General features: G+C 36.0%; 18 protein-coding genes. 10 read left to right on the forward strand and 8 right to left on the reverse strand.

What is annotated here, in order from left to right; genetic code table 11:
• Positions 1 to 46 precede the first annotated feature (46 nt).
• The 6 genes from ACQWU4_RS13175 (at position 47) to ACQWU4_RS13200 (ending at position 6,175) form a co-directional block, all read left to right on the forward strand.
• Positions 47 to 451 carry a hypothetical protein gene (locus ACQWU4_RS13175; protein WP_429936213.1) on the forward strand — a complete coding sequence of 135 codons (405 nt, stop codon included), beginning with the start codon at positions 47 to 49 and terminating at the stop codon, positions 449 to 451.
• Positions 451 to 1,317, forward strand: a complete 867-nt coding sequence (locus ACQWU4_RS13180; RefSeq protein WP_429936214.1) for an AadS family aminoglycoside 6-adenylyltransferase — start codon at positions 451 to 453, stop codon at positions 1,315 to 1,317. Before ACQWU4_RS13175 ends, ACQWU4_RS13180 begins: the two co-directional genes overlap by 1 nt.
• 84 nt (positions 1,318 to 1,401) lie before the next feature.
• Positions 1,402 to 2,019 (forward strand): DUF1684 domain-containing protein, encoded by a 618-nt coding sequence (locus tag ACQWU4_RS13185; protein WP_429936215.1) that lies wholly within the window; start codon positions 1,402 to 1,404, stop codon positions 2,017 to 2,019.
• Positions 2,020 to 2,023: 4 nt separating this feature from the next.
• The gene (locus ACQWU4_RS13190) at positions 2,024 to 2,497 is read left to right on the forward strand and encodes a GNAT family N-acetyltransferase (RefSeq protein ID WP_429936216.1); all 474 of its coding nucleotides are present in this window, start codon (positions 2,024 to 2,026) and stop codon (positions 2,495 to 2,497) included.
• A 73-nt stretch (positions 2,498 to 2,570) separates the two neighbouring features.
• Entirely contained in the window at positions 2,571 to 3,380 is an 810-nt protein-coding gene (locus ACQWU4_RS13195) for a glucose 1-dehydrogenase (protein ID WP_429936217.1), read from the forward strand.
• 137 nt (positions 3,381 to 3,517) lie between these two features.
• The gene (locus tag ACQWU4_RS13200) at positions 3,518 to 6,175 is read left to right on the forward strand and encodes an MGH1-like glycoside hydrolase domain-containing protein (RefSeq protein WP_429936218.1); all 2,658 of its coding nucleotides are present in this window, start codon (positions 3,518 to 3,520) and stop codon (positions 6,173 to 6,175) included.
• Positions 6,176 to 6,221: 46 nt separating this feature from the next.
• Here ACQWU4_RS13200 and recO read toward each other — a convergent pair whose 3' ends face one another.
• The 4 genes from recO to ACQWU4_RS13220 are packed head-to-tail and all read right to left on the reverse strand — an operon-like array spanning position 6,222 to position 10,876.
• On the reverse strand, positions 6,222 to 6,908 hold the full coding sequence (recO, locus tag ACQWU4_RS13205) for a DNA repair protein RecO (protein WP_429936219.1): 687 nt from the start codon (positions 6,906 to 6,908) through the stop codon (positions 6,222 to 6,224).
• Positions 6,908 to 9,166 carry a hypothetical protein gene (locus tag ACQWU4_RS13210; RefSeq protein ID WP_429936220.1) on the reverse strand — a complete coding sequence of 753 codons (2,259 nt, stop codon included), beginning with the start codon at positions 9,164 to 9,166 and terminating at the stop codon, positions 6,908 to 6,910. The genes recO and ACQWU4_RS13210 overlap by 1 nt, the downstream gene beginning before the upstream one ends.
• Before the next feature lies 1 nt (position 9,167).
• Entirely contained in the window at positions 9,168 to 10,118 is a 951-nt protein-coding gene (locus tag ACQWU4_RS13215) for a bifunctional metallophosphatase/5'-nucleotidase (protein WP_429936221.1), read from the reverse strand.
• On the reverse strand, positions 10,118 to 10,876 hold the full coding sequence (locus ACQWU4_RS13220) for a 5'-nucleotidase C-terminal domain-containing protein (RefSeq protein WP_429936222.1): 759 nt from the start codon (positions 10,874 to 10,876) through the stop codon (positions 10,118 to 10,120). Before ACQWU4_RS13220 ends, ACQWU4_RS13215 begins: the two co-directional genes overlap by 1 nt.
• Before the next feature lie 193 nt (positions 10,877 to 11,069).
• Here ACQWU4_RS13220 and dapA point away from each other — a divergent pair, with 193 nt between their 5' ends.
• From dapA to ACQWU4_RS13240, 4 genes are all read left to right on the forward strand, one after another.
• A complete protein-coding gene (dapA, locus tag ACQWU4_RS13225) occupies positions 11,070 to 11,942 on the forward strand; it encodes a 4-hydroxy-tetrahydrodipicolinate synthase (RefSeq protein WP_429936223.1) in 873 nt (290 codons plus the stop codon).
• Between the two features lie 153 nt (positions 11,943 to 12,095).
• A complete protein-coding gene (locus tag ACQWU4_RS13230; RefSeq protein WP_429936224.1) occupies positions 12,096 to 12,599 on the forward strand; it encodes a GNAT family N-acetyltransferase in 504 nt (167 codons plus the stop codon).
• A gap of 294 nt (positions 12,600 to 12,893) precedes the next feature.
• Positions 12,894 to 13,475 carry a helix-turn-helix domain-containing protein gene (locus tag ACQWU4_RS13235; RefSeq protein ID WP_429936225.1) on the forward strand — a complete coding sequence of 194 codons (582 nt, stop codon included), beginning with the start codon at positions 12,894 to 12,896 and terminating at the stop codon, positions 13,473 to 13,475.
• Positions 13,468 to 13,914 (forward strand): response regulator, encoded by a 447-nt coding sequence (locus ACQWU4_RS13240; protein ID WP_429936226.1) that lies wholly within the window; start codon positions 13,468 to 13,470, stop codon positions 13,912 to 13,914. Before ACQWU4_RS13235 ends, ACQWU4_RS13240 begins: the two co-directional genes overlap by 8 nt.
• A gap of 598 nt (positions 13,915 to 14,512) precedes the next feature.
• Here ACQWU4_RS13240 and recG read toward each other — a convergent pair.
• From recG to ACQWU4_RS13260, 4 genes are all read right to left on the reverse strand, one after another.
• Positions 14,513 to 16,597: an ATP-dependent DNA helicase RecG gene (recG, locus tag ACQWU4_RS13245; RefSeq protein ID WP_429936227.1), complete on the reverse strand. Its 2,085-nt coding sequence runs from the start codon at positions 16,595 to 16,597 to the stop codon at positions 14,513 to 14,515.
• Positions 16,598 to 16,712: 115 nt separating this feature from the next.
• Positions 16,713 to 17,246, reverse strand: coding sequence for a thioredoxin family protein (locus ACQWU4_RS13250; protein WP_429936228.1), 534 nt, complete (start codon positions 17,244 to 17,246; stop codon positions 16,713 to 16,715).
• A 41-nt stretch (positions 17,247 to 17,287) separates the two neighbouring features.
• Complete coding sequence (locus tag ACQWU4_RS13255) at positions 17,288 to 18,799, reverse strand: peptide MFS transporter (RefSeq protein WP_429936229.1); 1,512 nt, start codon at positions 18,797 to 18,799, stop codon at positions 17,288 to 17,290.
• A 17-nt stretch (positions 18,800 to 18,816) separates the two neighbouring features.
• Positions 18,817 to 19,815, reverse strand: a complete 999-nt coding sequence (locus ACQWU4_RS13260) for a PDDEXK nuclease domain-containing protein (protein ID WP_429936230.1) — start codon at positions 19,813 to 19,815, stop codon at positions 18,817 to 18,819.
• Between the last annotated feature and the right edge of the window lie 44 nt (positions 19,816 to 19,859).

The raw sequence follows: 19,859 nt of genomic DNA on the forward strand, positions 1-19,859 counted from the left end.
ATTTTAAAAATTGACTATTCATCATCAACAATGGACATCATAAAACGTGGAAGAAGTAGTTATAAAGCCCATTATTGCAAAAGAACTCCTGGAATCTCTTCAGACCAAAGTAGAAGAGGAGAAGCAGGTGATTGTTCATTGCTGTTTCCCGGCATCACCATTTTTTGGCAATCTGATCAGAATCTGGAATTCCACGTATCTTCTCGATAATCAGTCCGAACATAAAAGCAAACTCATTCATGCAGAAAATATTAGCATTTATCCGAACTGGACGCCTGTTCCGTTTATGCGTGATTTCTGGTTTACTTTAGTGTTTTCCGGCCTTCCGAGAGACTGTAAAAGCTTTGATCTTAAAGAAGTCATCCCTGAAGAAGGAGGATTCTTTGTGGAATCTATCAAAAGAAATTCCATGGATATCTACCGTGTGAAAATCTCAGAATCTTATTACTAATGAAAGCACGTGAAGAAAAACTGAGCCAGATCATCAGCTGGGCAGAAAATAATCCAGCTATCCGTGCTGTACTGCTTACTAGTTCACTTGTAAATCCCTATGCTCCTGTAGATGATTTAAGCGATCTTGATGTAGAACTGGTCTTTGAAAGCATGAAGGATTATGAGACAGATAAAAAATGGATTTATCTTTTTGGTGAGCCGATTTCCATGATTGAAGAAAATGAAACGTATTTTGATGGAAAACACGCCATGAAAATGGTATTGTACACCGATCATGTAAAAGTTGATTTTAAGCTTTACCAAAAGTCAGAGTTTGTAGAAGAGGTTCAAAAAGAATTCCTTTGTGATGATTGGGATGTGGGCTATAAAGTTTTAATTGATAAAGATAATCTGACTAAAGATCTGAAATTACCAACTTACGGATCTATCATGATCCGGAAACCGACAGAAAAGGAATTCCGGCAATTGATGAATGATTTCTGGTGGGATACTACTTATGTGGCAAAATGCCTTAAGCGCGGCGACCTGTTTTATGCTAAATTTATGTCTGAGAATGTAATCAGGACAGACTATCTGGTTCCTTTGATAGAGTGGTATGTTGCCGGCAATCATAACTGGAAAAACATCACAACCAATAAACATGGAAGACTTTTTAAAAAATATCTGTCTGCAGAACTCTGGTTGAAAGTAGAAGCTACGTTTTCCGGCAGTAATATTGATGATAACTGGGATGCTTTATATGCTTCAGCAGATCTGGTGCATGAATTTGGAACAGTTCTGGCTAAAAAACTTAATTTTGAATATCCGTATCAACATGAAAAAGATATCAGAAAATATTTAGATGAGGTAAAATCTATGTCCTGATTAAAATACATTGTACTTTTATCACAATCTTAACTTTTCATACCATGGAAAATTCATAATTTTACTCATAATTTTGAAGCTGTCATGAAAAAATATTTAATCATACTTCTGTTTTTTCCACTTTTTATCTTCTCTCAAAAAATGGTTTCTAAAGAGATCATGGATATCAGGAAATTTCAGGAAGAACTCAATGCAGAATATCTTAATCCGAAGGAGACGCCTTTACGTGGAGATAATTTTACCAATTTTAAGGAGCACCCTTTCTTTCCGGCAGATTTCAAATACATAGTTACTGCTAAATTCAGTAAAACGAAAAATGCCAAGCCTTTTGATCTTCCAACCTCTTCCGGCAAAACCAAATCTTACAAAGAATACGGAAAAGCAACATTTGAACTGGGTGGAAAACCTTATACATTAATTTTATATCAAAGCCTTGACCTGATCAAGCAGAAAAAATATAAAGATTATTTATTCCTTCCTTTCCGTGATGCCACCAATGGAAAAGAAACCTATGGAGGCGGGAAATACATGGATCTGAAGATCCCGAAAGGGAATACAATTGTTCTGGATTTCAACCAGTCCTATCAGCCTTATTGCGCGTACAATGCCTACGATTACAACTGTCCGATTGTTCCTGAAGAAAATAAGCTTCCGGTAGAGATCAGAGCAGGTGTAATGTATCAGGATATCTATCATCATTAAGAATATGATCATCTTAAAATTTTTTAAAGAGCAAGATTTTACAGAGCTTGATTATACTTTAGATGAAAATCAGCTGCAGTATACTTCAAATGTAAAGAAAGCCTTGGAAAGGATTAAAGAAAATAATGACAGTAAATCATTCGCTGTCACTATTTTTCAAGATGAAAAACCTGCCGGATTTTTTGTGCTGGACTTCGGAGGAGACAAGCTGGATCTTACAGATAATGAAAAATCTGTTCTACTGAGATCTTTGTCCGTAAACCCGGACTTACAGGGAAAAGGGATCGGGAAAGAAGCGATGCAGAAAGCGGATGATTTCGTTAAGGAGAATTTCCATGATTGCGATGAAATTGTTCTTGCAGTCAACCAGAGAAATCTTTCAGCTTATCATATTTACCTGAAAGCAGGTTATTTATATGATGGCAAATCCAGGATGGGAAGAAGCGGTCCCCAATATCTGATGTATAAAAAACTTTAAGAAAATTTTAATTCCAAATGTTCTGTTTGGCTTAATTCTTTCCATTAACTTTGAGTAAAATACAAATCAAAACATGGAAATATCACTTAAAAACCAGGTAGCTGTGGTTACCGGAGCTTCAAGCGGAATAGGTAAAGGAATTGCAAAATCATTAGCTGCGTCAGGAGCAACAGTCGTAGTTAATTACCCCTTTGAAGGTGCATTGGAACAGGCAAATTCAGTTCTGAAAGAAATTACAGATGCAGGAGGAAAAGGAATTACTTACCAATGTGATGTTTCTAAAGAAGATCAGGTCGTGAAAATGTTTCAGGATGTAGTTTCAGAATTTGGAACGGTAGACATTCTGATCAATAATGCCGGAATCCAGAAAGATGCTAAATTCACAGAAATGAGCATTGATCAGTGGAATGCCGTAATGGGAGTAAACCTGACGGGACAATTCCTTTGCGCAAGGGAAGTTATAAAAGAATTTCTCCGCCGTGGAATAGATCCCTCACGTTCCGTAGCCTGCGGAAAAATTATCCATATCAGTTCAGTACACGAAATAATTCCTTGGGCAGGTCATGCAAACTATGCATCCAGCAAAGGAGCAATAAGAATGCTTATGCAGACTTTGGCTCAGGAATATGGTGCAGATAAAATCCGTGTCAATTCCATTTGTCCGGGAGCGATTCAGACACCCATCAATACCAATGCATGGAATACCCCGGAAGCACTGGATTCCCTTCTTACATTAATTCCTTACAACAGAATTGGCCAACCCGAAGACATCGGAAATCTGGCTGTATTTTTGGCAAGTGATTTTTCAGATTATATTACCGGTGCAAGCATTTTCATTGATGGTGGTATGACCACCTTTGAAAGTTTTTCAACAGGAGGATAGAGGAACTTTGGAACTGGAACGTTTGAGGGGCTATAGTTGCTGGCTAACGGTTCTGATAATCTTATTAATAGTTTAGCCTTTGACATCTATCTATTCCTCTACCATTAATACATTTTGCATTGTAAAAAAATCAATACATGTCCGAAAAACAAAGACTCTCAGACCTTGCATGGAAAAAATGGGGACCATACGTCAGCAACCGCGAATGGGGGCTTGTTCGTGAAGATTACAGTGAAAACGGAGATGCCTGGAATTATACCAACCATGATACGGCTGAAGCCAAAACTTACCGGTGGGGAGAAGAAGGTATCTGCGGAATTTGTGATGATCTTCAGCAGCTGGTTTTTTCCATAGGATTTTGGAATAAAAAAGATAAAATGGTAAAAGAGCGTTTCTTTGGCCTTACCAACGGGCAGGGAAACCATGGCGAAGACGTCAAGGAATATTTTTATTACCTTGATTCTACACCTACCCATTCCTATATGAAGATGTTGTACAAATATCCTCAGAACGCTTTCCCTTATGAAGATCTTTTAAAAACCAATGCTCAGAGAAGTAAAAATGAACCCGAATATGAGCTGATTGATACAGGAATTTTTGACCGGAATGAATATTTTGATCTCTTTATTGAGTATGCAAAAGAAAGTGAACATGACATTCTGGTTAAGCTTACAATAGTCAACAAATCTCAATATGAAGCCCCGATTGTGATACTCCCGACAGTTTGGTTCAGAAATACATGGAAATGGGGCTATGACAGCTATAAGCCGCAGCTTAACAGTGATGATACTCAGCATATTTTGATTGACCATAAAAATATTGAGATCAAAAATGTATATGCCAGGCAGTCTTTAAAGACATTATTTTGTGATAATGAAACTAATACCGAAAGGCTTTACCATTCACCTAACGAATCCAAGTACTGTAAAGACGGGATCAATGATTTTGTGATTAATGGTAATTCTCAGTCTGTGAATGCTCAGGGCATGGGAACGAAAGCTTCTTTTTTTATTGATGAGATACTGAAAGCCGGGGAAACAAAGATTTTTGAATTCAGGTTAACGGATAAAGACTTAAAAGAACCTTTCGCCGGTTTTGAAGAAATTTTTGAACTGAGGAAAAGAGAAGCAGATGAGTTTTATGCCGAAATTCAGAAAGGTATACAGTCTCAGGATGAAAAAATGGTTCAGAGGCAGGCATTTGCCGGAATGCTCTGGAATAAAATGTTTTATCATTATAATGTTGAAAAATGGCTGAAAGGAGATCCGGCAGAAATGCCTCCGCCAAAATCCCGCGATAAGATCCGGAATTTTGAATGGAAGCATCTCAATAATGAGCATATCATTTCGATACCCGATAAATGGGAATATCCGTGGTATGCGACATGGGATCTGGCATTTCATACGATCAGTTTTTCATTAATTGACCCGGATTTTGCAAAGCACCAGCTGAAGCTTTTCCTGTTTGAATGGTATATGCATCCTAATGGCCAGCTTCCTGCCTACGAATGGAATTTCAGCGATGTGAATCCTCCGGTTCACGCCTGGGCTGTTTTCAGAGTTTTTAAAATTGATGAATATATCAAAGGAAAACCTGATTTAGAATTTCTGGAAAGTGCATTTCAGAAACTGCTCATGAATTTTACATGGTGGGTCAACAAAAAAGACAATAACGGCAATAATATTTTTGAAGGAGGCTTTTTAGGGCTTGATAATATTGGTGTTTTTGACAGGAATACAACTCTGCCGAATGGGGAACAGCTGGAACAGTCGGATGGGACAAGCTGGATGGCCATGTTTGCTCTGAATATGATGAGAATTGCTCTTGAACTGGCCCTGTATAACAATGTGTATGAAGAAATGGCAATGAAGTTCTTTGAGCATTTCCTTTCCATCGCCAATTCACTGGACAATATGGGGGAAGAGAATTTCAGTCTTTGGGATCAGGAAGATGAATTTTTCTATGATGCTATTTCTTCCAGCGATGGAAATCATATGTATTTAAGATTGAGAACTATCGTAGGGCTAATACCAATGTTTGCTGTTGAGGTAATTGATGACGAAATGATAGAAAATCTTCCCAATTTCAAAAAAAGGATGAAATGGGTTCTTGAAAACAAGCCTGAGCTGGCTTCCCTTGTATCCAGGTGGGAAGTAAAAGGGCAGGATTCCAAGCATCTTTTATCATTGCTCCGCGGTCATCGTTTAAAAAGACTCCTGAAAAGAATGCTTAATACTGAAGAGTTTTTAAGTGATTATGGAATACGGGCTTTATCCAAAGAATATGAACAGAATCCGTACACACTGAATTTGAACGGGACAGATTACAGTGTGAAATATACTCCTGCAGAAAGTGATAGTGGTCTTTTCGGGGGGAACAGCAACTGGCGAGGACCTATATGGTTTCCAATCAATTTTCTGATCATTGAGAGTCTTCAGAGGTTTTTCTTCTATTACAGTCCTGACTTTATGGTGGAATGTCCTACAGGAAGCGGAAATTATTTAAATCTGGATCAGATTGCGGATTTCTTAAGTAAAAGGCTGTCTAAAATTTTTTTAAAGGATGAAAATGGTAAACGTCCTGTAAATGGTCAGTATGAAAGATTTCAGACTGATCCGGATTTCAAGAACTATATTTTATTCTACGAATATTTTCATGGAGATAACGGAAGAGGGGTAGGAGCATCACACCAAACAGGATGGACGGGGCTTATTGCCAAAATTCTGCAGCCAAGATTTTCCAAAAAAGAGATCGCTGAATCTGAAACGGAAATGCCGGGAGAAATAAAGAGTTAAAAAAGGCGATGGAAAATAAGGATGGCCAATTTATCTTTCATTCATATTATTCAAAAATCTGTTGAATAACTTCCAGCGATGTGGGTATTTTGAAATCTGTAATATGATAATGGTAATATACTAAAATACTGTCCAGAAAATCTTTTCGCTGCAATGAATGGATCTTTGTTGTATAAAGCTTTTCTGAGAAAAGAGCTGTTTTCCATAGGTCCGATATTTTATCATCGAATAGTTGATGTGCAGGGATATCAGAAAATGTTCCTGTTTCCGGATCTAAATATTTTCCTTCATGTATCAAAGGGGCAACTCCCTGAATTTTTAACACAGTAATTAAGAAGAGTAAGTGACATTGATAGTTTTTGTTCATCAACTCACTTATAAATTCATCAATGCTGAGAAAAAGATCTGGATTCTTATTTTCGTGCCTTAGAACCTGATTCAGGAAATCTGAAATGAAAAATATAACGGTATTGGCTTTAATATCCGTATACATATCATGGTTCTTTACCAGTTCAAATTTTGAAACCAGTGGAATTCCATTTCCTTTTGCAGGATTAACGGTAAAGTTCAGCAGGCTTAATGGCTGAAGCAGGGCTTTCTTTTTATTCCTTTTGGAATAGATTCCTTTTACGAAATAGGTCTGAAAGCCATCCTCCTCTGTAAAACAATGCAGGACAGCATCATTTTCGCCATATTTTATGAATGATAGTAAAAATCCGTTTTGTGAATTCATTAATTAACTACAGCTATTTTTGCAGTAGCTTTATCTGATCCGTCTTCATTGGTCATCAGTACAAAATAAATACCTGAAGCTACTCTGGTCCCCTTCTGGTTATTAAGGTCCCATTCATAATAACCTCCTCTGGCTACAGCAGAATGTATTACGTTTCCTGCAGCATCAGCAATTCTGATATTTGTTTTTTCTGCAAGTCCTTTAATAGTAACTTTTCCTTTAAAGTTTGAATAAACTACAGGATTAGGATAAACCACCACATTTCCGAAATTAGCAGTCACATCTGCTACATCTCCCTGATAAGTAACAACACCATTGAATGTTACAAAATATACTTTTCCTGTTTTTTTATCGACCTTTATATCGGTAACAGAATTGGTAGGAAGCGGTGAGTTTTCTTTCGTAAAATGCTTAATAGCCTGTTGTCCGTCGGAAGAAAGGTAATATACACCACCGCCATCTACAGATACCCATTTGTAATCTCCGGCATCTACTTCTATCTGTAATATCTGACCATCTCTGAAAAGCTCTTCCCCAAGCCCACCTTGTTCTATAATAATAGGTTCTACTTTAGGGTCCGGATCTTTTATTGCAGTAGCAGCATTAGCTAATATTCTTAATCCGCTATCGGTACCAATCCAGGCATCTCCTGATTTGCTGAAAGCTACAGAGAGAGTTCCTTTTGAATTTCCGGCAAATCCGTTGGTATCTTTTAATATATAGTCAGTATCATCTGAAATATTAGTAGGAGTCTTATAATCGTATACAATGAAATTATTGGTTCTTGGAAGAGGCAGCCACAGCATATTTTCATAAAATACTGGCTTCTGCATTCCTTCACTTGTTAGACCGAATTTTTTTACAATAAAATTATCTGCTGCCTTATCATATATACCTATAGATGGAGATCCATCATTAAAACCTACAGAAACAAAAAGATTATTTTGGTTGTCAAATACAAATCCTACAGGACGGCGATAGGAAATACCGGGAGTTCCCATATCATAATATTTTACTAGATCAAAGTCTTTACTGCCAGAATTATATTTCATTTTATAAACACCTTGCGAACCTATTGTATAATTAGTAAAAAACACTTCACTATTATCTGCAGGATTCATTACTGCATCCAGAACATTAACGGGAGTAGTAAGGCCAATGAAATAAGAAGGATAGATCCATTCTGATCCATTAAAATAATAAAATCCAGGTTTTTTAGGGTTTTCTGCAGGATGATTGTACCTGTTTAACCTTGATCCGGATGATACCAGCATCTGATTGTTATCATATAGATTAATCTTATATGAAGAGTTAGAATATGGGCCTGACGGCTTATAGGTCGTACCACTTTCTTCTTTTATTCCAGACAGTATGGTTCCGCCATATATTTTTCCGTTGGCTGTTATGGCAGTATTACAGTCTTCCCCCATGCTTACAGCATTTTGAGATATTCCGTTGAGCCCAAATGTATAGATTCTGTTATCCGTTACTATAATATTGTTTGCATTAATGACAATATCCTGAATATTACTGAAACTTGCCGGTAGGGCAGTACCTGTACCGTTACTGTAGATGTATGCAGAAGTGGCAGATGAAAAGATTAGTGATGATTCTGAGTCAATATGTTTGTATGACCCTGGTATTTCAGTTGTCCATGTAGAAAATACTGGAAATGTATTATTCATTTCATGGCTTTTAAGTCCTGTATTGGTTACAGAATACACTTTTGTCCCGAATATGGTTGCTTCGTTGCTGGCTTCATACACACCGCCGCTTACAAAGAATGCAGAATCCCCGAATTCTTTCTTATTAATATTAAATATAGAAATTCCATAACCTACAGATATTACGGCCTGATCCCCTGTGATGGAAATATGATTGATCTTTTTGCTTCCGTTATAACCGGTTGCAATAGGAATATCAACAATATACTTAACCTCTTCCGGGGTAATAACGTCCATAGAACCGTTTGCGTATCCTATAATTCCTATTTTAGTCTGTGGATTATAGTCGAAGGCAGATATATTAACGTCATGGAGACCGTTAGCCTTTGACAGCTTTGTAATCTCTCCGGATGAAATGGTGTAATAGAATATACCGTTTTCTGTAGCGGCAACTATTTTTCCATTGTCTTCCTTCATGGCCAGAACATTATTATAGGAAAAAAGATCTGTCCATTTTTTTGATGAAATAACCTGCGCATTCATGAATTGCAGGGAGGCTAAAATACCAAGAGAGATTAAAGAGAGTTTTTTCATATTATACGGTTATACTACTGTCTATCACCTGGTTGTTCCAGGAAATGTGCTTTACGTTTTTATTGGCATCAAAATAAAAATCTATCCTGCCGAGAAGAAGACCTGCCCATCCTACCTGATTTACCAGTACATTTTTACCCTGTCTGTTGGTAAAAGTTTGAGGTTCTGGTAAAAAAGTATGAGTATGTCCGCCTAAGATAATATCAATATTTTCTGTTTTGGCAGCCAGAGTTTTATCACTTATTTTATTAGGTTCATCTTTATAATCATAGCCGATATGTGAAAGGCAGATTACAAGATCACATTTTTGTTCGTTTTTCAGGAAGTTGGAATAATGTTGAGCCACGTCTACAGGATCTGAATAAATGGTTTCACCATACTGCTTTTTGCCCACAAGACCATCCAATTCAATACCAACCCCGAAAATCCCGACTTTTATTCCGTTTTTATTAAAGATCTTATACTGTGAAGTTTTTCCGTCCAGAACTGTATTTTTGAAATCATAATTTGAACAGATGAATGGAAACTTTGCATTGGGAAGTGTTTTTAAGAAACCGTCAAGGCCATTGTCAAAATCATGGTTTCCCATCGTAGAAGCATCATACTTCATCATAGACATCAGTTTAAATTCCAGCTCCCCTCCAAAAAAATTGAAATATGGAGTTCCCTGAAAAATATCACCGGAATCCAGAAGAAGAACATTGCTTTCCTGGCTTCTGATCTGCTGTATCAAACTTGCCCTTCTGGCAAATCCTCCCTGATTGGGATTTTTTGTATAGGTTGAGTCAAAAGGCTCTATTCTGCTATGCTGATCGTTGGTATGAAGAATGGTCAGTTTATTTGCAGATGTAAATGGATTGAGTTTCAATTCTTCTGCCATCATCATATTCGGAGCTAAAGCTGCTGCTAAAGATCCACCCCCTATTACTTTTAAAAAACTTTTTCTATCCATTACTTCTTACCGATAAAATTTAAACGAACATCCGTATTCGGAACTACCTCAGGAGTTTTCTTGAAATATTCAATGAAAAGATCCCTTAATTTGATCCCTGTAGAAATAGATTCCCCTTTGGAGAAGAATTTCATATTGTCTCCGCCAAGTGCCAGATAATCTGAAGTGGCAATATAGTAATCCTGATTTGGATTTACAGGCTTTCCATTGATCAGGGACTTGGTAAGTTGTCCGTTATTGGTTTCAATATATAAATGGGAAACAGGATTGTTGACCTGGGTCTTTGCGTAATAATCAAAAAGTCCCTGAAGATCTGACCCTTTCATTTTTACAATAATTACTTCATTCTCGAAAGGCATTACTTCAAAAACACTTTTCAGAAGAATATCACCTTTCCCGATTGTAGTACGTATTCCTCCGATATTGATCAGAGCTGCGTCTACGCTTTTATTAAGATTCTTTTTTGTCCATGCATCAGCACCTTCAAAAGTATAGTCGGCTAAAAGATTGCCCAGATTGCTGTTATCTCCTTGCTTGGTAAGGTCTAGACTGGTATGGGAGATCTTCTGATTCATCTCCTTGTCCAGTTTCTGCTTATAAGGTTCAATAACTTTTACAAACTCCTCATCATTTTTTAGCTCATTATTAATAGAAATGTTTTTCTGGGTCTGAACTTCTGCCAGCTGCAGCGTAGAAGCTGTTTTGCAGGCAGTAAGTGTGGCCAGAGCAATTCCTAGTAACAAGAATTTATTTTTCATATGTTGCAAATTATTTTTTTAAAGGTCATATGTAATCGCCAGTATTTATAGTTTTTTATAAACGAATTTGGTCATAGCGATGTCATAATATCTTTTAGTATATGCAAATATAATTATATGTAGAATAAAACATTATTATTTATTACAAATTCTTATCGTAAATTATTAAATTTGAAAAAAATAATTCAAACAAATGAACATTTTAAAAGGAGTAGGTGTTGCATTGGTAACACCCTTTAATGAAGATTTATCCGTTGATTTCGACAGTTTAACGAAACTTGTTGAGTATAATATAGAAAACGGAACCAATTATTTAGTTGTTTTGGGAACTACAGCAGAAGCTGCAACGCTTTCTGATGAGGAGAAGAAACAGGTGATTGAGCATATCATTAAGGTTAATAGTAAACGTCTTCCTTTGGTTTTGGGAATTGGCGGAAATAATACTCTTGAAGTAAAGAAACAGATTGAAGAAACAGATCTTTCCGCATTTGATGCAGTACTTTCTGTATCCCCATATTACAATAAACCTAATCAGGAAGGGCTTTATCAGCACTATAAATTACTTGCTTCCACAGGTAAAAATATCATTATTTATAATGTGCCATCCAGAACAGGACAAAATATTGAGGCTGATACCACTTTACGTCTGGCAAAAGAATTCCCGAATTTATTTATGATCAAGGAAGCGGCACCGAACATTCTTCAGTATTTTGATATTCTGAGAAAGAAACCTGAAGGGTTTTCACTGGTTTCCGGAGATGATGAATATACACTTCCGGTGACGTTGGCAGGAGGAAACGGTGTGATTTCTGTAATCGGACAGGGCTATCCAAAAGAATTTTCTGCAATGGTTCAGCTGGCTTTCGATGGAAAAGTGAAAGAGGCTTATGAAATCCACAATAAATTGGTAGAGATCACCAGACTGATTTTTGCAGAAGGAAACCCTTGCGGAATTAAAGTAATCCTTGCGGAAAAAGGAATTATTAAAAATTATTTAAGACTTCCTCTTGTTCAGGCTTCAGAAGGACTTTATTCGAAGATCAAAGCTGAAATGACGAAAATTTAATAAAAGTCAATTGTGAATTTTGCTTCGCAAGTGAATAGTCAGTTTTTAACCATAACTTAAAATTGGCTATTGATCATTCACCATTGAAATCAAAAAATATCAAAGGTGAAAAGTTCCGGCTTTTCACTTTTTTTAATCTTAAAATTTAAAATAATGAAATTAACAGAAGCAGGAAAGAAGGATATTCCGTTAATACAGGATCTGGCCAGAAGATCCTGGGAAGTTGCTTATAAAGGAATTATTTCCCAGGAACAAATAGAATATATGTTGGGGAAAATGTATTCGGAAGAAGAGATTTCAAATCAGTTTCAGCATCCTGATTACCATTATTATCTGATTTTTGATGAAAATAATGATTCGTTTGAAGGTTTTATTGGTTATGAAAATAATTATGAACCCGGGACCACAAAGCTTCACCGTATTTACTTGGTACCGGAAAGTAAAGGAAAAGGATTTGGGAAAGGAGCATTGAATTTTTTGAAAGACAAAGTTGCTGAAAGTGGAGATGAAAGAATTATTTTAAACGTTAATAAAGAAAATTCTGCTAAAAAATTCTATGAATCCCAAGGATACAGAGTATATGATGAAGTGATTTTGGATATAGGTGATAATTTTGTGATGGACGATTACCTTATGGAATTCTTAATTCACAAATGATTGACTTAAAATTCTGTAACATTAAATTATAATTCTATAACAGGTGATGTTTTTTTTTACTTCATCTTTGTAACAGAACCAAATCACTTTCAATAATACATTCATATGCTTGGTTTTAAGCTTTTACAGCTTTTTATCAGTATATTTTTTTCATCCTTAGTGTTTAAATTCCTGTATTCAAAATGCAGGAGTTTTTTGTTTTTTATACATTATGTTAAAATTTTCATACCTATTTCACTTTTAAATGAAATAAATTATTATATTTACTTCGAAATTTAACACACTTATACCAGGATGAAAATGTATGTAAAATTTGATTTCAATGCCCTCTGTAAGAAGGTATTGGATGAGAAACTAAAGGAACACGGGCTGAAATACCGCCTGCTGAACTTTGGTGAAGTAGAGTTCTATGAACCCATTACCCAGGAGCAGCATAATCTTTTTAAGAAGAATCTGAAAGATTACGGCATCGAGATTATCGAAAGCCAAAAAACAGCTTTGGTACAGAAAATAAAAGATGCAATTGTGGAACTTGTTTTTTCTGAAAATGCAGTTCCAGTGAAAGCCTCGATTTACATTGCTGAAAAGCTGAATCACAGCTATGGTTACCTTTCCAATCTTTTTTCAGAGGTCGCTTTTACATCTATAGAAAACTTTATTATCCTTCAGAAAATAGAATATGCGAAGGAACTGATCTTAAATAATAAGCAGAGTCTGACAGAGATTGCCCATAAACTGAATTACTCCAGTGTTGCCCATTTGAGTACCCAGTTTAAAAACACTACCGGAATTACGCCTTCCCAATTTCATAAGATCATTACAAAAAGAAGAAAGAGCCAAAGTATCGCTATAAATTCAAAAGTATTGTATGAATAAAGAATACCTGAATGTAATAGCAACAGATGATGATGAGGGTAACATGATATTCTTTAAAAATATTTTCAAAGATTTAAAGATAGGAGTGAAGTCCCAGTGTTTTTCCGGTGGAGAAGACCTTATGAAATATTTAAAGAGCTGCGGGGCAATTATTCCTGAACTGGTCTTTATCAGATATGATATTGCCGGGAAAAGTTGGATGGAGTGCCTGAAAGAAATTAAAGCGGAACCAAGATTCAGCAATATAGCAGTTGCTGTTTATGGGCATCAGATTTCGGAAGCAGAGATAGAAGATGTCTTCGTTAACGGAGCAAATATTTTCATGAAAAAACCGGAGACTTATGAAGGTCTTAAAAAGTCCGTTACGGAAATAATTACGATAAACTGGCAGTATGAGTCTTCCGGATTGAATAAAGATAATTTTATTATGAAAGTATGATGAATAAAGACTTTGTTAATTTAATTTTCTCATATAGAAGTTATTATTTACCACATACTATTCACATAAAAGTGAAAATTGTATAACTAATAATTAAAATAATATAAGGACCAATCCCTACATTATCACCAATTTTGTAAACGTAAACATTGCAACACAAATTAGCTATAAAAAAAGCAATAAATGTGGAGAATAGATTATTTCATTAGAATCAAAATATAAGTCACAATGTTAGTTTTAACAAAATGGATTATGTTTATTTCCAGCTATAAAGCATAGAAGATCTTTAAACAAAACGGTACAATCATGAAAACTTAAGACGGTTGAAGGATATTTATTCGTTTCATTCCCACTTCCTTCGACCTGAACAGTTAGTTTTTATAATAAGCAAGTTGGAAAAATAATTCATTTTGTTTTTTTAATTTATTTTAATAGCCAGAACTGAAAAATTCAAGTAATATATAAATATTTTCACACCCAATCACAAAATATTAGTTCTTGCTATTAAAATAGATTTTTTAAACAATTCAAAAAGTAATTTCTTCTAAATAACAGTTTTATAAGGGGGCCGCGGAAAGATTTTCTTTTCGCGGTTTTTTTATGAAATTTTACTCCACTTATTTTTTCCCTTATAGTATTTCAAATAGTAATTCTTGATGACCTGGTTCTCCGGATTTGTCAGGTGCGGATCTGCTTCCAGGATTTTATCAACTGTATTTTTTGTTGTTTTAATGATAGCTGAATCATTTACAAGATCAAGTCTTTTAAAATCCACAACACCACTTTGCTGTGTTCCTAAAATATCTCCGGGGCCTCTGAGCTGCATATCCACCTCAGAAATTTTGAATCCATCATTTGTTTCCGTCATGGTCCTGATACGGGTTCTGCTTTCCTTAGATAATTTATCGGAAGTCATAAGGATACAGTAGCTTTGTTCTGCCCCCCTTCCCACACGTCCACGCAGCTGATGAAGCTGGGAAAGTCCAAATCTTTCTGAACTTTCTATTACCATCACAGAAGCATTCGGAACATTAACGCCTACTTCAATTACAGTGGTAGCCACCATAATTTCTGCTTTACCAGATGCAAAATAATTCATCGCAGCATCTTTTTCAGCAGGTTTCATCTTTCCGTGAAGCATGGTGACATTATAATCGGAAAATGCATTCATGACGTGATCCAGACCTTCCATCAGATTTTTATAATCCAGTGTTTCAGACTCCTCAATCAAAGGATACACAAAATAAACCTGTCTCCCTTTTCTTATTTCATCACGGCAGAAATTATACACATAAGTCCTGTCTTTCTCCCGTCTGTGGGCTGTGATAATAGGTTTTCTTCCCACCGGCATTTCATCAATCACAGAAACATCAAGATCAGAATAAAAACTCATGGCCAGTGTCCTTGGAATAGGAGTTGCGGTCATGACCAGAATATGTGGAGGGATTTTATTTTTTGCCCAAAGTTTTGCCCTCTGCGCTACCCCAAATCTGTGCTGTTCATCAATAATGGCAAGTCCAAGGTTTTTAAACTTCACTTTATCTTCCAGAACTGCGTGGGTTCCCACCAGAATAGAAAGCGTACCACTTTCCAGCTCTTCGTGAATAATCTTTCTTTCTGAAGTTTTGGTAGAACCTGTCAGAAGACGGATATTAATTCCTGTTCCCGTTAAAAGATCTTTAATTCCATTGTAATGCTGCTGGGCAAGGATCTCAGTCGGGGCCATCATACAACTCTGAAAACCATTATCCATAGCAATCAGCATTGTAAGCAATGCAACCATCGTTTTTCCTGATCCTACATCACCCTGAAGAAGTCTGTTCATCTGAATAGGTCTCTTCATATCCAGACGGATCTCTTTTAGAACCCTCTTTTGTGCATTCGTAAGATCAAAAGGGATATGGTGATTGTAAAAATCATTAAAATGATCACCTACAATAGGAAACGGATTTCCCGGTGAGTGGGTTTTGTGATGAAGCTTTTTAAGACCATAGCCCAGCTGGAAGAAGAAAGATTCTTCAAACTTCAGCCTGTTATCCGCTTTTTCAAAATGCTCCATATCCTTTGGAAAATGAATATTTAAAAAAGTATGCTGTCTTGATAAAAACTTAAATGCTTTCATCATATAATCAGGAAAATTTTCTTCAATAAGATTTGGAATTTCCCTGCAGATGTTCCTCAAAACATTTTGAAAAAATCTTTGATTAAGTCCTCTTTTAGTCAGCTTTTCAGAGCTTGGATAAATGGGTTTCAAGCGACTGTCATTTTCCTTATTTTCTTCAGCTTCAATTTCAGGGTGAGGCATGGAAAACTGCCGGTTAAAAACATTGATTTTTCCGAAAATATAAACTTCATGATTGACAGGAATCTGCTCTTTCAGCCATTTTGAATACTGAAACCAGACCAGATCCATTGTTCCCGTATCATCATTGAATTTCGCAGAAAGTCTTTTCGTTTTCCCAGTCTGAATTTCCTGAATCTGTGTGATTCTTCCTTTAAGCTGTATCTCAATACTGCTTTCCTCAAGCTGTGATATCTTATAGACTTTATTTTTATCCAGATAGCGGATAGGGTAGAAGTTCAGAAGATCATCAACGGTTGACAGACCTAACACATTCTTAATGAGTTTGGCTCTGTCAGGACCTATTCCTTTGACGTATTCTATAGAAGTTTCTAAAGTCATTTTAAAAATGAGCCCTAATTTCGGGAAAATAGGTTTAAGATTAAAACTTTTTGCTGAAAATATTTGGTTGTTAAAACTAAAAAAACGGCTTCCAATTTTGAAAGCCGCCGTATAGTTAATCTTTGATTTTAGATTTGAATTTTTTCTGATAATCTTCCCACTGTTCTCTGGTACGGATCTTTTTGAAAAGATCTTTTGAGATAAACTCTAAATAAGGTTCCAGTTCCTTAGCCGACAGTTCTCCCTGCAGAATAGTAATTGGTCCGCCGCTCTCATCTAAAAATACAGTGCTGGGAACGGCAGCGACATTCATGTATTGAGTAAATTCGTGAAGGGAATTTCTTCCTTTTTTATGTTCGGTATTATCATTGGAAAATGTTCTCCCGAAAGCTTCAATAGACTGTTTTTCCTCAGCATTAAATTTTACGGGATAATAATTTTCATTCAAGATTTGGGCAATGATGTCGTGACCATATGTCTTTTTATCCATGATCTTACATGGGCCGCACCAATCTGCATAAAAATCGATCAGGATCTTTTTGGGATTTTCTTTTTGGGCTTTTAAAGCTTCTTCAATGGTCATCCATTTTACCTGAGCAAAGCTAAAATTTACTATAAGTAGAAGGAATATGCTTATAATTTTTTTCATAATTTGATATTTAACATAAAAATAAGCATAATCTGCTTACACTATTTTACATCCTGCATTAATTTTTTCACGAACGGAGATATCAAAATTAATACCACACCCGCAATTACCGCATATAATCCCAATTGTTTATATCCATCAGTGTAAGTGATCAAAGCATCATAGTTGGTAGAACCCTCTTTTGCTGTGGCAAGTCCCGCTCCTATGATCCCTGCAACATACTGCCCGTAAGCAGAAGCCAGGAACCACATTCCCATCATCATTCCCTGAAGATTTTTGGTAGAAAGCTTCGTCATGATTGATAACCCGATTGGTGAAAGGCAAAGCTCCCCAAGAGTGATAATCAATAATGCCAATGTAAAAAAGTTCAGCGATGTTATTCCCTGAAGATCTGCAAAAAGTCTGGTTGCAAATAAAACATAATATCCGATTCCCAGGAAAATAAATCCTAAACCGAATTTAACAATAGTATTGGGTTCAATTTTTCTTTTATTCAGCCATATCCAAAGAAGTCCGATAAGTGGAGCAAGGAAAATAATGAAAAATGCTCCTCCGGAGTTATTTACTCCATTGGGGTCCAGCCCAAGAAGATCTTTATTAAGGTTTTTTGCTGCGAAAATACTTAAAGAACCGCCGCTTTGTTCGTAGATTCCCCAGAATAATATAGAAAATATAATAAATACTAAAGCTGCCCAAAGTTTCTTACGTTCTGAAGCGGTTACTTTAGACATCTCATAGAACAGATAGATCAATGTCAAAGGTCCGATTGTCCACATGAAATAATCTGTATATTCCGTTTTCGCAACCATTTTCATAATAATTGGAACGAAAATAAGTGATAAAACATACACTCCATACTCTTGCCATTTTGGGATTGGAGCAGCTTTTACTTCTGCCAAAGGATGCCCCGGCTGAAGACCAATTGTTCCCAGTCTTTGTTGTGTGAAGATGAAGTTAACGAGGCTAATTACCATTACTATTGCGGCCAGTCCGAAAGCAACATTCCATCTTATTCCTTCTGAGATCGTATTGCCTAAAACTTCTCCTTTTCCAATAGCAATACACAGATATCCTCCAAGCAAAGCTCCGAGGTTAATTCCTGCATAAAAAAGAGAGAAGCCGGCATCGGCACGTGAATCGTTTGGTTTATAAAGCTGACCAACCATAGATGAGATATTAGGTTTGAAGAAACCTGTTCCTACCACAGTAAATGCAATTCCCAGGAAAAAGAATTTGTGTGGATCTGCTGCCAGAATTAAACTTCCGACAATCATCAGAAGCCCACCCCAAAAGAGAGATTTTCTAAATCCAAGGATCTTATCGGCGAAAAGACCGCCAACAAATGTAAAGGCATACACAAATGCCTGGGTAGCGCCATATTGAAGATTAGCTTCTTTTTCATGGAAATTAAGCTGTGAAATCATGAAGAAAACTAACATTCCGCGCATTCCGTAGAAACAGAAACGTTCCCACATTTCAGAGAAAAACAGGCTCCAGATCTGTTGGGGATATTTTCCTTTGAAATTTTGTATTTCATCTAAAGTTAAGCTCATAATGGTATATGATAATTTTAATTAGGGTTTTTATTGTTGTTTTTATCCAGTTCGAAACGGATTCTGTCCTGATCTATGATTTCTTTTAATTCTTCTTCTCTTGGAAGATACAGGAGATATTTGCTGGCAAACAGATTGTTTTTATCATTCAGTACAGAGTATTTTACAATGGTTTCATCTTTTTCTGAACAAAGTAGAATTCCAATGGTGGGATTGTCTCCTTCACCTCGTTTCATATCATCATAGATTCTTACATACATATCGATCTGGCCAATATCCTGATGGGAAAGTTCTCCTGTTTTAAGATCAATAATGACGAAGCATTTTAGAATATAATTGTAAAAAACAAGATCGATATAAAAATCTGAAGTATCTGTAGAAATATGCTGTTGTCTGGCCACAAATGCAAATCCTTTCCCGAACTCCAGAAGAAACTTTTGAATATGATCTATAATAGCTGTTTCAATTTCTTTTTCTGAGATTTTTTCATCAGGAGTTAAACCCAAAAATTCAAAAATATAAGGGTCTTTTAAAACACTGTGGATATTTTCAACAGGAGATTTTTTATGTTCTAAAACTCTTTCGTAAGCAAGAGAGTTGATTTGTCTTTTTAGGTCTCTATAATTCCAGTTATTCTGAATAGCTTCATTGATATAATAATTCATTTTATTACAGTGGTCAAGCCTTATAATCAGTCTATAGTGAGTCCAGCTCAATTCGTGACGCACTGCGTCACAAATTGGAAATGACCGATAAAAGGAGCGCATATTTCTTAAATTACTTTCATCAAAACCTTTTCCAAATTCCAGAGAAAGTTTTTTGGAAAGATTTTTTAATGTTTGCTTTCCATACTCAGCACGTTCTTTCCCCTTCTGTTCATCTTCTACAATAAGTTTTCCGATTTGCCAGTAGGTGAGCAGTAGGGTAGAATTCGCGATCCGAAACACTTTTTCGCGCGACTGCCTAATAATTTCCTTTACGGACTGAAATAAAGAATCTTCGGAAACTTCCATCATACGAAAATAAAAAAAACCTCTGACTTAGCAGAGGTTTTATGATA

The sequence above is a fragment of the Chryseobacterium sp. MIQD13 genome, assembly GCF_050496705.1.
GTDB lineage: Bacteria > Bacteroidota > Bacteroidia > Flavobacteriales > Weeksellaceae > Chryseobacterium.

What these genes read in the sequence shown, in the direction of transcription:
- ACQWU4_RS13180 (WP_429936214.1), top strand. Translation starts at nt 451, where the DNA reads ATGAAAGCACGTGAAGAAAAACTGAGCCAGATCATCAGCTGGGCAGAA.
- ACQWU4_RS13185 (WP_429936215.1), top strand. Translation starts at nt 1,402, where the DNA reads ATGAAAAAATATTTAATCATACTTCTGTTTTTTCCACTTTTTATCTTC.
- ACQWU4_RS13190 (WP_429936216.1), top strand. Translation starts at nt 2,024, where the DNA reads ATGATCATCTTAAAATTTTTTAAAGAGCAAGATTTTACAGAGCTTGAT.
- ACQWU4_RS13195 (WP_429936217.1), top strand. Translation starts at nt 2,571, where the DNA reads ATGGAAATATCACTTAAAAACCAGGTAGCTGTGGTTACCGGAGCTTCA.
- ACQWU4_RS13200 (WP_429936218.1), top strand. Translation starts at nt 3,518, where the DNA reads ATGTCCGAAAAACAAAGACTCTCAGACCTTGCATGGAAAAAATGGGGA.
- recO (WP_429936219.1), bottom strand. Translation starts at nt 6,908, where the DNA reads ATGAATTCACAAAACGGATTTTTACTATCATTCATAAAATATGGCGAA.
- ACQWU4_RS13210 (WP_429936220.1), bottom strand. Translation starts at nt 9,166, where the DNA reads ATGAAAAAACTCTCTTTAATCTCTCTTGGTATTTTAGCCTCCCTGCAA.
- ACQWU4_RS13215 (WP_429936221.1), bottom strand. Translation starts at nt 10,118, where the DNA reads ATGGATAGAAAAAGTTTTTTAAAAGTAATAGGGGGTGGATCTTTAGCA.
- ACQWU4_RS13220 (WP_429936222.1), bottom strand. Translation starts at nt 10,876, where the DNA reads ATGAAAAATAAATTCTTGTTACTAGGAATTGCTCTGGCCACACTTACT.
- dapA (WP_429936223.1), top strand. Translation starts at nt 11,070, where the DNA reads ATGAACATTTTAAAAGGAGTAGGTGTTGCATTGGTAACACCCTTTAAT.
- ACQWU4_RS13230 (WP_429936224.1), top strand. Translation starts at nt 12,096, where the DNA reads ATGAAATTAACAGAAGCAGGAAAGAAGGATATTCCGTTAATACAGGAT.
- ACQWU4_RS13235 (WP_429936225.1), top strand. Translation starts at nt 12,894, where the DNA reads ATGAAAATGTATGTAAAATTTGATTTCAATGCCCTCTGTAAGAAGGTA.
- ACQWU4_RS13240 (WP_429936226.1), top strand. Translation starts at nt 13,468, where the DNA reads ATGAATAAAGAATACCTGAATGTAATAGCAACAGATGATGATGAGGGT.
- recG (WP_429936227.1), bottom strand. Translation starts at nt 16,597, where the DNA reads ATGACTTTAGAAACTTCTATAGAATACGTCAAAGGAATAGGTCCTGAC.
- ACQWU4_RS13250 (WP_429936228.1), bottom strand. Translation starts at nt 17,246, where the DNA reads ATGAAAAAAATTATAAGCATATTCCTTCTACTTATAGTAAATTTTAGC.
- ACQWU4_RS13255 (WP_429936229.1), bottom strand. Translation starts at nt 18,799, where the DNA reads ATGAGCTTAACTTTAGATGAAATACAAAATTTCAAAGGAAAATATCCC.
- ACQWU4_RS13260 (WP_429936230.1), bottom strand. Translation starts at nt 19,815, where the DNA reads ATGATGGAAGTTTCCGAAGATTCTTTATTTCAGTCCGTAAAGGAAATT.